Source organism: Dyella sp. S184 (assembly GCF_009766065.1).
Classification (GTDB): domain Bacteria; phylum Pseudomonadota; class Gammaproteobacteria; order Xanthomonadales; family Rhodanobacteraceae; genus Rhodanobacter.
This window is the reverse complement of sequence record NZ_LMUE01000005.1, coordinates 190,141-202,166: the sequence shown is the minus strand read 5'-3', so window position 1 is coordinate 202,166 and position 12,026 is coordinate 190,141. Positions and strand designations below refer to the sequence as shown.

9 protein-coding genes are annotated in these 12,026 nt (G+C 64.2%); 6 read left to right on the top strand and 3 right to left on the bottom strand.

Annotation, left to right across the window (positions count from 1 at the left end):
• Positions 1-14: 14 nt before the first annotated feature.
• Positions 15-2,039 carry a tetratricopeptide repeat-containing sulfotransferase family protein gene (locus GSQ75_RS10890; protein ID WP_158754871.1) on the bottom strand — a complete coding sequence of 675 codons (2,025 nt, stop codon included), beginning with the start codon at positions 2,037-2,039 and terminating at the stop codon, positions 15-17.
• A gap of 401 nt (positions 2,040-2,440) precedes the next feature.
• Between GSQ75_RS10890 and GSQ75_RS10885 the strand changes: the two genes are divergently transcribed.
• A complete protein-coding gene (locus GSQ75_RS10885; protein WP_158754869.1) occupies positions 2,441-3,238 on the top strand; it encodes an undecaprenyl-diphosphate phosphatase in 798 nt (265 codons plus the stop codon).
• A 38-nt stretch (positions 3,239-3,276) separates the two neighbouring features.
• On the opposite strand, the gene GSQ75_RS10880 is transcribed toward GSQ75_RS10885, so the two are convergent.
• On the bottom strand, positions 3,277-4,251 hold the full coding sequence (locus tag GSQ75_RS10880; protein ID WP_158754867.1) for a LysR family transcriptional regulator: 975 nt from the start codon (positions 4,249-4,251) through the stop codon (positions 3,277-3,279).
• 143 nt (positions 4,252-4,394) lie between these two features.
• Here GSQ75_RS10880 and GSQ75_RS10875 point away from each other — a divergent pair, with 143 nt between their 5' ends.
• From GSQ75_RS10875 to GSQ75_RS10855, 5 genes are all read left to right on the top strand, one after another.
• Entirely contained in the window at positions 4,395-5,648 is a 1,254-nt protein-coding gene (locus GSQ75_RS10875; protein ID WP_158754865.1) for an efflux RND transporter periplasmic adaptor subunit, read from the top strand.
• Positions 5,649-5,658: 10 nt separating this feature from the next.
• Positions 5,659-8,850, top strand: coding sequence for an efflux RND transporter permease subunit (locus tag GSQ75_RS10870; RefSeq protein ID WP_158754863.1), 3,192 nt, complete (start codon positions 5,659-5,661; stop codon positions 8,848-8,850).
• A gap of 1 nt (position 8,851) precedes the next feature.
• Complete coding sequence (locus GSQ75_RS10865) at positions 8,852-9,019, top strand: hypothetical protein (protein WP_158754861.1); 168 nt, start codon at positions 8,852-8,854, stop codon at positions 9,017-9,019.
• Positions 9,020-9,138: 119 nt separating this feature from the next.
• Entirely contained in the window at positions 9,139-10,587 is a 1,449-nt protein-coding gene (locus tag GSQ75_RS10860) for an efflux transporter outer membrane subunit (protein ID WP_158755143.1), read from the top strand.
• Between the two features lie 8 nt (positions 10,588-10,595).
• On the top strand, positions 10,596-11,318 hold the full coding sequence (locus tag GSQ75_RS10855) for an SDR family oxidoreductase (protein ID WP_254058534.1): 723 nt from the start codon (positions 10,596-10,598) through the stop codon (positions 11,316-11,318).
• Positions 11,319-11,322: 4 nt separating this feature from the next.
• Here GSQ75_RS10855 and GSQ75_RS10850 read toward each other — a convergent pair whose 3' ends face one another.
• Entirely contained in the window at positions 11,323-11,823 is a 501-nt protein-coding gene (locus GSQ75_RS10850; RefSeq protein WP_158754857.1) for a nuclear transport factor 2 family protein, read from the bottom strand.
• Positions 11,824-12,026 lie beyond the last annotated feature (203 nt).

Sequence of the window (12,026 nt, the reverse complement as noted above, 5' to 3'; positions counted from 1 at the left end):
TCCAGCGGAAGTAGCTACGTCTCCTCCAACTCCGGTACGTTGGGATAGCTCTCCAGTACTGGCCCCAATGCCAACTCCAAAGGCACCAACCATGGTGCGTAATGCCGCCAGTGATCCACCCCTTCCCGGTAGATCGGCTGGCGTACCTGTTCCGAACTGGCGGTGCGTACCGGCCGCGCGTTCTGGAAGAACCGCAGGCACGATTCCTCGAACGGCAGCCCGCAATACTCAAGCAGCCGACGAACCTCCCCCTCGGTGTCCTCGACCATATGTTCATAGACGACACGGTGGATCCGTCCCGGCAACACCGCGTCGAAATGCCCCATCAGCGCGACGTAGTCGCGGTAGTAGCGACCAAGATCCCCGAGGTCGTAGCTGAAGCTCTGCCCGCGCGCGAAATGCTGCTTGAAGCCGGAGAAGCAGCAGCCCAGCGGATGCCGGCGCGCATCGATGATCTTCGCGTTCGGCAGCATCAAATGGATCAGGCCGATGTGCATGAAGTTGTTCGGCATCTTGTCGATGAACAACGGCGCCGAGGTCTTGCGCTGGATCCGGGTGTGCTCGAGGTAACGCTCGCCGAGTGCACGCAAGGCATCGACATCGAGTGCAGCCAGTGCGTCGTGGTACGGCATCGCGCTGTCGGCATCGGCTTGCGTGCGCAGCATGCGCGTGATCGAGGTGACCTCGGGCAGCTCCATCGTGCCCTCGACCTGGCTGTGGCTGGACAGGATCTGCTCGATCAGGGTGGAGCCGGCACGCGGCAGGCCGACGACGAAGATCGGATCACGCGCCGGACTGCCGGCCCCTGCACGCGCGGCAAAAAAATCGCGCGTGTAGTGCGCACGGATGTGCTGCACCCGCGCATGGGTGTCGTCGGCGCTGTAGTGCAGCTGCGCGTGACGGATCGCATTGCCCTGGGCGTAATGCCGGAAGGATGTTTCGTACTCGCCGGCGTCCTCCAGCGCCTTGCCGGCGGCGAACTCCAGATGCAGACGGTCGTCCTCGGCGAGATCCGTGCGAGCCAGTTGCCGGCGCATTGCGGCCAGGTCGTCGGCGCTGAAGCGGTAGGTCTTCAGATTGGCCAGACTCCACCAGACTTCGCCGAAGGACGGTTCGAGCTCCAGGCTGCGACGATAAGCATCGATGGCGCGGTCGCCATGGCCAGCGGTTTTCAGCGCATGGCCATAGCTCACCCACACTTTCGGATTTCGCGGGTAGTGTTCCAGCAGATCGGCATAGATGCGGATGGCGGGTTCGTACTCGCCGATCCGGCACAGCACCGCCGCCTTGAGATTGCGGCAGCCGAGATGACCGGGTTCCGCCGCCAGCAAGCGCTCGATCTCGACCAGTGCCTGTTCCGGCTGGTTGCTGCGATGCAGGACCAGGGCGTAGTTCTGGCGCGCAGCATGGAAGCTGGGCGCCAGCTCCAGGCAGCGTGCGAGCAGGTTCACGGCATCCTCGTTGCGGCCCAGACGTGCGGCGACCTCGGCGAACATGCGAATCGCGGCCACGTCGGTCGGCGCCTGCTTCAGATGCTCGCGCAACAAGGCTTCGGCAGCGGGAATGCGGTTCTCCGCCAACGCGATGGCGGCATCCAGCAGGCGCGGATCACGGGTGGAATGACGCACGTGACTGGCGTACGCCTCGTCGGCTGCCTCCTGTTCGCCGGCCGCCATGAGATGGTCGCCCAGCACGCGCCAGGCTTGCGGCAGCTCGGGCTTCAGTGCCACCGCCCGGCGCAACGCATCGATCGCTTCCTGCCCGCGCCCGTCGCAGCCCAGGGCCAGGCCCAGGTCGAGATGAACCATCGCCCAGTTCGGCTGGGTCTGTGCCAAGGGTACGAGGATGTCGAGCGCGCCTTGGTCATCACCCAGGATCGACCGCGCCTTCGCCAGCAGCCGCAGCGCGGCCGGGTGAGCCTCGACCACCTTCAGTATCTCGGTGAGCTGCTCGGCGGCCAATGCCGGATCGCTGTCCAGCAAGCGCGTGGCGTGAGCTAGTGCCTGTTCCACCGTACCGGTGGCAGACACCTCCGTCACGACTCACTTCCCCGTGACGATGCGACCTGCCGATCTGGGTCGGATTTCAGGTGGTGCTGCAGAGGCATGGCGCGTTGCATGGACGGCAGCAGCTCCTCACAGGATCTTTCAGCAATCTACAGCTGAACTCGGCGGCCAGATAGTAGGTACCGAAAAGAAATACGTCCCTGGTGACCTGCGACGCAAGTTCGCACTCCACCTGCGCAGCAAGGAATAGCGGGCTCAAACTGCCTGTCACGGCGCGACTGCAGCCCGATCGCTCAACCGGCTGCCGATTGAATCCATGGCCCGCGATCCGGCTCGGCCAGCAGCCGCCCCCGCAAAGCCCGTAAGCTATAACGCCTGCTGCCGACGCGCCAGAACTTGTCGGCGCGCCTCCATATTTCTTGTGGAACTGTCCCGTGACCGACCTGATTCACGTCATCTTGCTCGGCATCATCGAGGGCGTCACCGAATTCCTGCCGATATCCAGCACCGGCCATCTGCTGATCGCCGAGAAGTTCGGGCTCGGTGAACGCTCGGACCTGTTCAACGTCGGTATCCAGGCCGGTGCGATTCTGGCAGTCACGTTCATCTACTGGTCGCGGATCTGGCAGCTGTTCACGCAGTGGCGCGACCCGGCCAACCGCGATTACCTGTTCAAGCTGTTCGTGGCGTTCATGATCACCGTGGTACTCGGACTGATCGTCACCCACTACGGCTTCAAGCTGCCGGAGAAGGTGACGCCGATCGCGTGGGCACTGGTGATTGGCGGCTTCTGGATGCTCGGTGCGGAAGGGCTGGCCGCGAAGCAGGTGGATCGCACCCAGGTGACCTGGCGGGTGGCGATCCTGGTCGGCCTCGCCCAGATGGTGGCGGGTGTATTTCCCGGCACCTCGCGTTCGGGTGCGACGATTTTCACCGCGATGCTGGTCGGCACCAGCAACCGCGCCGCAGCCACCGAGTTCGCCTTCCTGGTCGGCATCCCGACCATGTATGCGGCGACCGGTTACGAGCTGCTGAAGGTCATGAAGAACGGTGGCGTGGCGCACGAAGACTGGAGCGCCCTGATCATCGGCTTCGTGGTCTCGCTGATCGTCGGTTTCATCGCGGTGAAGTGGCTACTCGGCTATATCCGCACGCACCGCTTCACCTGGTTCGCGATCTACCGCATCGTGCTCGGCGTGGCGCTGCTGTTGCTGGTGCCGGCGGGCACGTGACGCTTGCTTCTTGTCGCGGCTTGCAGCGGCAGGGCATCTCAGGCAACGGCAGCGATCCGCTCTTCGCCGCGCTCGGCCTTCTCCGCATTGATCCGCGCGGTAATCCGGCACTGCGGTTCGCTGGTGCGCTGGAACAGCTCGCTGATCCACTCGATGAACGCCTGCACGCGCGCCGACAGGTGGCGCTTCTGCGGATAGACGATCCATACCGGTGAACCGGTGGAGATCGTGTCGGTCATCACGATCTCCAGCTGACCCTTGGCCAGCGCGGTGGCAGCCAGACAATGCGGGATCTGGATGATGCCGAGACCGGCGACCGCCGCCTGGATCACCGATTCACCGTCATTGATCAGCATGTGCGCGTCGATATCCAGCTCGACCCGCCCGCTCGGGGTATCGAACTGCCACTGGTACGGCTTGCGGGTGCTCGGGTAGACGTAGTTGATGCAACGATGCTGCTGCAGATCCTCGATGCTGCGCGGCGCGCCGTGCCGGCGCAGATAGTCGGGCGAGGCGCACAGCACATTGTTGAAATAGCCGAGCTTGCGTGCGATCAGGTTGGAATCTTCCAGTTCGCCCATGCGGATGGCGCAGTCGTAGCCCTCTTCGTTGAGATCGAAGTGGTAATCGCACATCGCCAGTTCGAGCCGGATATCCGGGTAGCGCTGCTCGAATTCGGCCAGGTTCGGGATCAGTGCGGCACGTCCGATCGCTGAATGGGCAGCGAGTCGCAGCCTGCCCACGGGGTGGCTGCGCGCATGCCCCAGCGCCTCGGTTGCCTCAGACAGGTCCGCAAGAATCTCCTTGCAACGTGCATGGAATGCGGCCCCATCGTCGGTCAACCGCAGCGATCGTGTCGAACGGAACAGCAGCCGTGCGCCCAGCTGGGTCTCCAGCCGCGCCACCGCGCGGCTGACGCCGGAGGGCGTCATCCCCAACTGGCTGGCGGCGGCGGCGAAACTCTTTGCCTCGACCACCCGGACGAAGGTCGAAATTGCTGAAAAGTCTTCCATAGCCTGGATTCCTGACCGATTCGTGATTACGAGTCATGAGTGTAGTGCGCAAGAAACGGATTTTCTATACCGCAAGGTACACCTATTCTCTCGACCCTTCGCCGGGGATATGTGCCCGGCCTACAAGGTTCTGGGAGCGCAAGATGAAAAAACAATGGATGCTGGCCCCGCTGGTTGCCGCCGGTGTACTGGGCAGCTGGATTCTTCTGCATGGCAATAGCAGCCAGGCCCAGAGCGCGCCCGGCGGCCCGCCGCCTGAAGTGACGGTGGCGCAAGCCTTGACCCGCGAGGTCAGCGACAGCGCCGAATTCACCGGCCGACTGCAGGCGGTCAACACCGTGCAGGTGCAACCGCGGGTCGGCGGCTTCGTGGACTCGGTGCATTTCCAGGAAGGCGCCCTGGTGCACAAGGGCGACGTGCTGTTCCAGCTCGACCCGCGCCCGTACCAGGCCGAAGTCGACCGGCTCAGCGCCAACCAGGCGCAAGCCAAGGCCGCCTTGAGCCTGGCCGAAACCAATCAGCACCGCGCCGCGATGCTGCTGGCCCAGCACGCCGTGGCACAGCAGGAAGCCGACAGCCAGGACACCGCCGAACAGAGCGCGCGTGCACAACTGGAAGCCAGCACAGCCGCACTGGCCGCAGCACGCTTGAACCTGGATTTCACCCAGGTGCGTTCGCCGATCGACGGCCGCGTCAGCAATATCCGCATCACCCCCGGCAACCTGGTCACCAGCAGCGACGTGCTGACCAGCGTGGTCACGGTGAATCCGGTCTACGTCTACTTCGACGTGGACGAACAGACCTGGCTCAAGCTCGATCATCTGCGCGCAAGCGCGTCGCAGGCAGGCCGTGAGGCGCGGATCGAAGCGACGATGGGTCTGGTCGACGAAGCCGGTTATCCGCACGAAGGCCGCCTCGACTTCGTCGACAACCAGCTGCACACCGAGTCGGGCACGATGCGACTGCGCGCGGTGTTCGACAACCGCGATGGCCTCTACACGCCCGGCCTGTATGCCCGCGTGCAACTGCAGAGTGGCCAGGCCCGCCCGCGCCTGCTGGTGGACGATCGCGCGATCGGCACCGACCTGGGCAACCAGTTCGTCTACGTGGTCGACAAGGAGCGCAAGGTGGAATACCGCAAGGTCAGCACCGGCGCGCTGTTCCACGGCCTGAGGATCGTCGACAGCGGCCTCGACGCCAGCGACGTGGTGATCGTCAACGGCCTGCAGCACGTGCGCCCCGGCGCCGAGGTCAACCCGCAGAAGGTGGCGATGCAGTACCGCCTCGACGACAGCGACAAGGCCTTCGTCGATGCCAACCCGGCCACGCCCACTTTGAACAATGACACGCCTACCGCGCTGGCCACCACGGCCACCGGCAAGCGCGCGCAGGACTGATTCCCACATCATGAAAAACATTGCCCAGTTTTTCGTCAACCGGCCGATCATGGCCGCCGTGCTGTCGCTGCTGTTCGTGATTACCGGCAGCATCGCGGTGTTCCAGTTGCCGATCAGCGAATACCCCGAAGTCGTGCCGCCCACCGTGGTGGTGCATGCCAGCTATCCCGGCGCCAATCCCAAGGTGATCGCCGAGACCGTCGCCACGCCGCTGGAAGAACAGATCAACGGCGCGGAAGGCATGCTGTACACCTCCTCGCAGGCGACCAGCGACGGCGCGCTCACGCTGACCGTGACCTTCGCCCTTGGCACCGATCTGCAGACCGCCCAGGTCGACGTGCAGAACCGCGTGGCGCAGGCCTTGCCCAAGCTGCCGGAGGAAGTGCAGCGGCTCGGCGTGACCACCCAGAAGAGTTCGCCCGATCTGACCATGGTGGTGCATCTCACCTCGCCGGATCAGCGCTACGACATGCTGTACCTGTCGAACTACGCGCGGCTGCACGTGAAGGATGTGCTGGGCCGGCTCGATGGCGTCGGCGACGTGCAGATCTTCGGTGCCGGCGAATACAGCATGCGCGTATGGCTGGATCCGCAGAAACTGGCCTCGCGCGGACTCACCACCGGCGATGTGATCAACGCGATCCAGGAGCAGAACGTGCAGGTCGCGGCCGGTGCCTTGAACGCACCGCCGGGGCCGAGCAATTCGGCGTTCCAGCTCAACATCAACACGCGTGGCCGACTGGTCAGCGAAGAGGATTTCCGCAACATCATCGTGCGCACCAACGCCGATGGCGGTGTCACCCATCTGAACGACGTCGCCCGCGTCGACCTGGGCTCGAACAACTACGCGCTGCGCAGCCTGCTCGACAACAAGCCGGCGGTGGCACTGCCGATTTTCGCGCGACCCGGCTCCAATGCGATCCAGATCTCCAACGAAGTACGCGCCACGATGGCGCAGCTGAAGAAGGATTTCCCGCAGGGCGTCGACTACAGCATCGTGTACGACCCCACGGTCTTCGTACGCGGCTCGATCGAGGCGGTGGCGCATACGCTGCTGGAAGCGATCCTGCTGGTGGTGCTGGTGGTGATCCTGTTCCTGCAGACCTGGCGCGCCTCGATCATTCCGCTGGTGGCGGTGCCGGTGTCGCTGATCGGCACGTTCGCGGTGATGTACCTGGCCGGCTTCTCGCTCAATGCACTGTCGCTGTTCGGGCTGGTGCTGGCGATCGGCATCGTGGTCGATGACGCGATCGTGGTGGTGGAAAACGTTGAGCGGCACATCGAACTCGGGCAGTCGCCGAAGGAGGCCACGCGCAAGGCAATGCACGAGGTCACCGGCCCGATCGTGGCCACCGCACTGGTGCTGTGCGCGGTATTCATCCCGACCGCCTTCGTCAGCGGCCTCACCGGCCAGTTCTACCGCCAGTTTGCGCTGACCATCGCGATCTCCACGGTGATCTCGGCGTTCAATTCGCTGACCCTCAGCCCGGCGCTGGCCGCCGTGTTGTTGAAAGGCCATGACGCGCCGAAGGATCGTCTGACGCGCGGGATCGATCGCGCGTTCGGCTGGTTGTTCCGCCCGTTCAATCGCATGTTCCATCGCGGCTCCGACCGTTATGTCGGCGGCGTGAAGCGCATCCTCGGCAAAGGCTCGATCGCGCTGGTGCTGTATGCCGGCCTGATCGGCCTGACCTGGCTCGGCTTCTCGCATGTCCCGACCGGCTTCGTGCCGGCGCAGGACAAGCAGTATCTGGTGGCGTTCGCGCAACTGCCCGATGCGGCTTCGCTCGATCGTTCCGAGGATGTGATCCGGCGCATGGACGAGATCGCACTGAAGCAGCCGGGCGTGGAGCACGCCGTGTCCTTCCCCGGTCTGTCGATCAATGGTTTCACCAACTCCACCAACTCGGGCATCGTATTCGTCACGCTGAAACCGTTCGAGGAACGCCGCAGTGCGGATCTGTCGGCCGGTGCGATTGCCGGTGCACTGAATCAGAAATTTGCGGCGATCCAGGACGCCTATATTGCGGTGTTCCCGCCGCCGCCGGTGATGGGACTGGGTACGATCGGCGGCTTCCGTCTGCAGATCGAGGATCGCAGTGACCGTGGTTTCGATGAGCTGTACAAGCAGACCCAGGGCCTGATCGCGGCCAGCCAGAAAGTGCCGGCACTGGCCGGGCTGTTCTCCAGCTTCCAAGTCAGTGTGCCGCAGGTGGATGCCGACGTGGATCGCGAGAAGGCCAAGGCCGAAGGCGTGAACCTGGCCGACGTGTACCAGACCATGCAGGCCTATATGGGCTCGCTCTACGTCAACGACTTCAATCGTTTCGGCCGCACCTATCAGGTCAACGTGTCGGCCGACCCGGCGTTCCGCCATTCGGCGCAGGACATCCTGCAGTTGAAGACGCGCAACGCGCAGGGCCAGATGGTGCCGCTGGGTTCGTTCGTCACCGTGCAGCAGGGTGCCGGTCCGGATCGCGTGCAGCATTACAACGGCTATCCCACCGCCGAGATCAATGGCGGACCCGCGCCCGGTTTCAGTTCCGGCCAGGCACAGGCGGCGATGGAAAAACTGGCGAAGGAAAACCTGCCGGACGGCATCAGCTTCGAATGGACCGAGCTGACCTACCAGCAGATTCTCGCCGGCAATACCGCGATCCTGGTGTTCCCGTTGTGCGTGCTGCTGGTGTTCCTGGTGCTGTCGTCGCTATACGAAAGCTGGTCGCTGCCGCTGGCGGTGATCCTGATCGTGCCGATGGTGCTGCTGTCCGCGATCGCCGGTGTGTGGCTCTCTGGTGGTGACAACAATATCTTCACCCAGATCGGATTGATCGTGCTGGTCGGACTGGCGTGCAAGAACGCGATCCTGATCGTCGAGTTTGCCCGCGAACGCCAGCACGAAGGCATGAGCCGTCATGAAGCGGTGCTGGAAGCAGCGAAGCTGCGACTGCGCCCGATCCTGATGACCTCGTTCGCCTTCATCATGGGTGTGGTGCCGCTGGTCACCTCGCACGGTGCCGGTGCCGAGATGCGGCATGCGATGGGAGTGGCGGTGTTCTCCGGCATGCTCGGCGTGACCATCTTCGGGTTGATCTACACGCCGCTGTTCTATGTCGTCATTCGTGCCCTGGTCGAGCGTCGCGAAGCATGGGCGCGTGAGCGCGCCGCCGCGCACGCCCAGCCGGCGCTGGAAAACCATTGAGATGAAACCGCTACTCAAGATCGCTGCCCTCGGTGTCGCCGTGGCCTCGGACATGCTCGGCGTGACCCTGTCCGGACTGATCTACACACCGTTGGTCTACGTCGTCATTCACGCCCTGGCGGAGCGCCGCGAGTCACGCGCGCACGCTATCGGGTTGGAGAACCATTGATGAAAACCTTCATTCACAACACCGTGCAGGAAATCTCTGCTCGTCATTCCTGCGAAGGCAGGAATCGCTCCATCGTGCATCTTGGCGAGCGAGCAAGTGCGATCCCGGCCTTCGCCGGGATGACGACGTGGGTTCGAGGTACTCTGCTGGTATCCGCCCTCGCATTGGCCGGCTGCGCCAGCATCGGTCCCGACTACCACGCCGTGAAGCCAGCCACGCCGCAGCTGCAGGGGCTCGATGCCACGCAGGAAAGCAATGCGCAGTTCCAGGCCGCGTGGTGGAAGCAGTTCAACGACCCCACGCTGGATGCGTTGATCCAGCGCGCCGCCGCGAACAATCTGGACCTGCGCATGGCAGTGGCGCGATTGCATGAATCGCGTGCGCTGCTGAGCAGCGCCAAGTCCGATCAGTTGCCCACCGTGGACACCGATCTGAATTACACGCGCAGTCGCGAGCAGGAGCCCGGCTTTACCAGTCAACGCACCACCGTCACCACCTATCAGGCCGGTTTCGATGCGTCGTGGGAGCTGGATCTGTTCGTTGGCGTGCGTCGTTCGGTCGAAGCCTCGCACGCCGACCTCGGCGCCAGCGAGGCGGCCCTGCACGATGCCCAGGTCAGCCTGCTGGCCGAAGTCGCGCGCAACTATTTCGAATTGCGCGGCAGCCAGCTGCGACTGGATATCGCCCAGCGCGACATCGACAACCAACAGCAGACCGTGCACCTCACCGAAGTACGCGATCAACTCGGCTCCGGTTCCGAGCAGGACGTGGCCAGCGCCAAGGCGCGGCTGAGCGCGGTGCAGGCGCAGCTACCTGTGCTGCAAACTCAGGTCAGTGCCAGCGAATTCCGCCTCGCCGTGTTGCTGGGCGAACGACCGGGTGAACTCGACATCGACGTCTCGCCGAAAAGCTTCACGCCGATCGCGATCAACCTGCCGATCGGCGACGCCGGCGACGTACTGGCGCGCCGGCCCGATGTGCATGTCGCCGAACGCGAATACGCCGCCGCCACCGCGCGCATCGGCGTGGCCAAGGCGGATTTTTTCCCGCACATCACGCTCGGTGGTTTCCTCGGCTTCCTGGCCGGAAGCAGCAACGATTTCGGTGGTCCGTCGACACGCGCATGGTCATTCGCCCCGAGCATCAGCTGGCCCGGCCTGAACGTGCAGCGCGTGCGCGCCAACCTGCACGCCAGTGAAGCCCGCGCCGATGCAGCACAGGCGAACTACCAGCAGACCGTGTTGCTGGCGATCGAGGACATCGACAACGCGGTCACCGGCTTCAACCAGCAGCGTGTACGCGTCGATCACCTGATCGAACAGAGCACGCAGAGCAAGCGCGCCGAGGAGCTGGCGCAGGTGCGTTACCAGGAAGGCGCCACCAGCTTCCTGGAACTGCTCGACGCCGAACGCACCCAGCTGTCCGCCGAGGACGATCTGGCCCAGGCCGAAGCGTCGATCAACACCCGGGCCGTGGCGTTGTACAAGGCACTCGGTGGCGGCTGGCAGGCTTGCGGCGACGAGCATTGCAGCGCCGTCGCCAAGGCCAACCCCAGCGTTGCGCCATGAACAGTCGGATGGCCAAACGCACGCCGGTGGCGACACCGGTCTATCGCGTGGCGCTGGTCAGCGGCGCCAATCGTGGCATCGGTTTCGAGGTAGCGCGCCAGCTCAGCGAACGCGGCATGACCGTATTGCTGGGTGCACGCGACCTCGACAAAGGACTGCATGCAGCGCGCAAGCTGGCCGGTGCAGCGGGTGAGGTGATCGCAGTGCAGCTCGACGTCACTCATCAGGACGAGGTCGATGCCCTCGCGCGCTGGATAGAAGTCACCTACGGCCGGCTCGACGTACTGGTCAACAACGCCGGTGGTCACTACGACCACGATGCCGAAGCAAGCACGCCCGACCTCGCCTCAGCACGCGATGCGCTGGACACCAACCTGTTCGGTGCATGGCGTTTGTCCAGTGCGATGCTGCCACTGATGCGCAAGCACGGCTACGGCCGCATCGTGAATATCTCGAGTGGCTGCGCAACCTCCACGAGCGGCAGCAACTGCGTGGCCTATCGCACCTCCAAGGCCGCACTCAACGCGTATACCCGCACGCTGGCCGCGGAGCTCGCTGGTAGCGGTATCGCGGTCAACGCGGTGTGTCCAGGCTGGGTCGCCACTGAACTCGGCGGCCCCGGTGGACGATCGGTGGAACGCGGCGCGGCCGGCATCGTGTGGGCGGCCAGCCTGCCTGTGCCGTCACCGACCGGACGCTTCTTCCGCGACGGCGAAATCATTCCGTGGTGAACGGTTAGTCCTTGTCGAACCCGCTGTGTTGCGAATACAGCGCATGCCAACGACCGTCGACGTACACGAAGATGTCGGAGGAACTCACGCCACGCTGCGGCCCCGCTACCAGATCGTAGAACGACAGGATCGCGGTGTCGCCGTGGAGCACCACGCTCTTGCCCGACGGATGCGCCTTGAGCCACGCCTCGACCTTGCGGCGCTCGGTGTCCGAACCACGGTTCTTCGCCGCGTGCGCCACGATGGCGGACTTCGGATGTGCCACGCCATCGGCACCGACCGAACGGTAGTCGGGCAGCAGCAGATCATCCAGATACGCGGTGTCGCCGCTCTCTTCCGCCTCCAGCCAGTGCTGGTCGACCGCGATCACCGCCGCCTCGTTCCTGGCGGTTTCGTCCATGCTGCTCGCCTGCGCGTCGGAACCTGCCGCGAACGCACCCGTGATTCCCATTGTCGTCACGGCAAGACATGCCATGCCGATCCTGAAGAGATATTGCTTGCGCATCTTGCTGTCCTCGTCCGCGGCGACATGACCGCAGTCGCACACTGCACGGCGTGGCAGTGAGCTACATCGTTCTTGTGACGACCGACTGCGACGGCGTGACAAGCGGTCGATATGCGCCTGCCAGCGGTGATCACTGATGCGACGGTCTGGCCACGTCGGATAAGGGCATCATCTGGCACCCATCTTCATGACTTTCCAGCCAC